The sequence below is a fragment of the Streptomyces sp. NPDC006923 genome, from assembly GCF_040635655.1.
Lineage (GTDB): Bacteria > Actinomycetota > Actinomycetes > Streptomycetales > Streptomycetaceae > Streptomyces.
The window spans coordinates 1-1,954 of the sequence record NZ_JBEYIF010000066.1 but is presented as its reverse complement, the minus strand read 5'-3'; the positions used below and the strand labels follow the sequence as shown (position 1 = coordinate 1,954).

The following is a 1,954-nucleotide window of genomic DNA, read 5'->3' as shown; positions in this document are numbered from 1 at the left end:
CCGCCCCTCCACCACCAACCGCCACAAATCCTCCGGCGACTCCACCCCACCCGGAAAACGACACCCCACCCCCACAATCGCCACCGGCTCATCAATCGGCGAGGTGATCGTGGTCGGCACGAGAGAGCTGGACACCGAGCCCAGCATTTCGGTCCGCAGGAAATCGGCCAGCACCAAGGGAGTGGGATGGTCGAAGACCAGCGTGGCCGGCAGCCGCATACCGGTCGCGGAATTCAATCGGTTACGCAACTCGACAGCGGTGAGGGAGTCAAACCCCAGCTCACGGAAGGATCTGCCCGACTCCACTTCCCGTGCGCCCTCGTAGTCGAGGACCGCGGCCACCTGCGTACGCACGATGTCCAGCAGGACGGCGTGCTGCTCAGCGGTGGTCGAAAGACCGGCGAGCCGCTGGGCCAGGGCCCCGACAGGAGCGCCGGCTTCGAGAGCGCGGCGCAGCGGGACGCGGACCAGGCCGGTGAGCAGCGGAAGGAGTGCTTCACCCCTGCTCACCTGCGCGCGAAGCGCCGCCAGGTCGAGACGCATCGGAACGAGGACCGCCTCCGCGGATGAACTCGCCGCATCAAACAGCGCCAGTCCTTCCGAGGCCGTCAGACCCGACACCCCTCCCCGGCCCAACCGCGACACATCCCCCGCACCCAGACCACCCCCCATCCCACCCGACTCCGCCCACAACCCCCACGCCAACGACGAACCCACCAAACCAAGCCCCCGACGATACTGCGCCAACCCATCCAAAAACGCGTTCGCCGCCGCATAATTCGCCTGCCCCGCACCACCAAACACACCCGCCGCCGACGAGAACAACACAAACGCCGACAGACCCATCCCCAACGTCAACTCATGCAAATTCCATGCCGCGTCCACCTTCGGACGCAACACCCCGTTGAAGCGCTCCGGCGTGAGCGAGCCCAGTACACCGTCGTCCAGCACACCCGCCGTATGCACCACCGCCGTCAACGGGAACTCCTCCGGAATCCCCGCCAACACCCCCGCCAGACCCTCCCGATCCGCCACATCACACGCCACCCACTCCACCACAGCACCCAGACCAGCCAACTCCGCCGCCAGCTCAGAAGCACCCTCCGCCGCCCCACCACGACGACTCACCAACAACAAACGCCGCACACCGTGCACCGCCACCACATGCCGCGCCACCAAACCACCCAACACACCCGACGCACCCGTCACCAACACCGTCCCACCAGCACCAAAAGCCGGCACTTCCGACGGCAACCCCACACCCGCCCGCACCAAACGCGGCACCAAAACCCGCCCCTTACGGACCGCCACCTCCGGCTCACCCGAAGCCACAGCCGCCACCACCGCACCCAGCGACTCACGGGCATCATCCACATCCACCAGCACAAACCGGCCCGGATTCTCCGACTGCGCCGACCGCACCAAACCACGAACCGCCGCATGCCCCAGACCCCCCACCCCCTCACCCGCATCAACCGCCACCGCGCCCCGCGTCACCACCACCAGACGCGAACCACCCAACCGCTCATCCCCAAGCCACCCCTGAAGCAACCCCAACATCCGCACCACACTCCCGTGCGTACCCCCCACCACCGAGTCGCCTGCCTCGGCGGTCGGCGCGACCAGTACCACGCTGGGCATCTCGGTGTCCTGTACCGAGGCCGATACCAGTGCTGTGAGATCCGCGTACGCGGAGCCAGGGACGTCCGACACCTTGAGTCCGAGGTCCCGGGGCTCGCCCAGTACCGTGCAGTCGGCCACCGTGCCGGCGGGAGCGTCGGACGCCGGGACGGCGGACCACTCGACACGGAACAGCGACTCGTGCCCGCCCGCTGGCGACGCGGAGCTGATCTGCTCCGCGGATACGGCCCGCAGAGCGAGCGACTCGACCGACAGCACGGGCTGCCCGGTACCGTCCACCACAGCCAACGACACCGCACCCTCACCCGCCGAC

At 68.1% G+C, this 1,954-nt stretch carries 1 protein-coding gene; it reads right to left on the bottom strand.

Annotated features, from left to right (window positions below):
* A partial coding sequence (locus tag ABZ707_RS33405) for a type I polyketide synthase (protein WP_360182653.1) occupies positions 1-1,923 on the bottom strand: 1,923 nt, incomplete at its 3' end.
* Positions 1,924-1,954 lie beyond the last annotated feature (31 nt).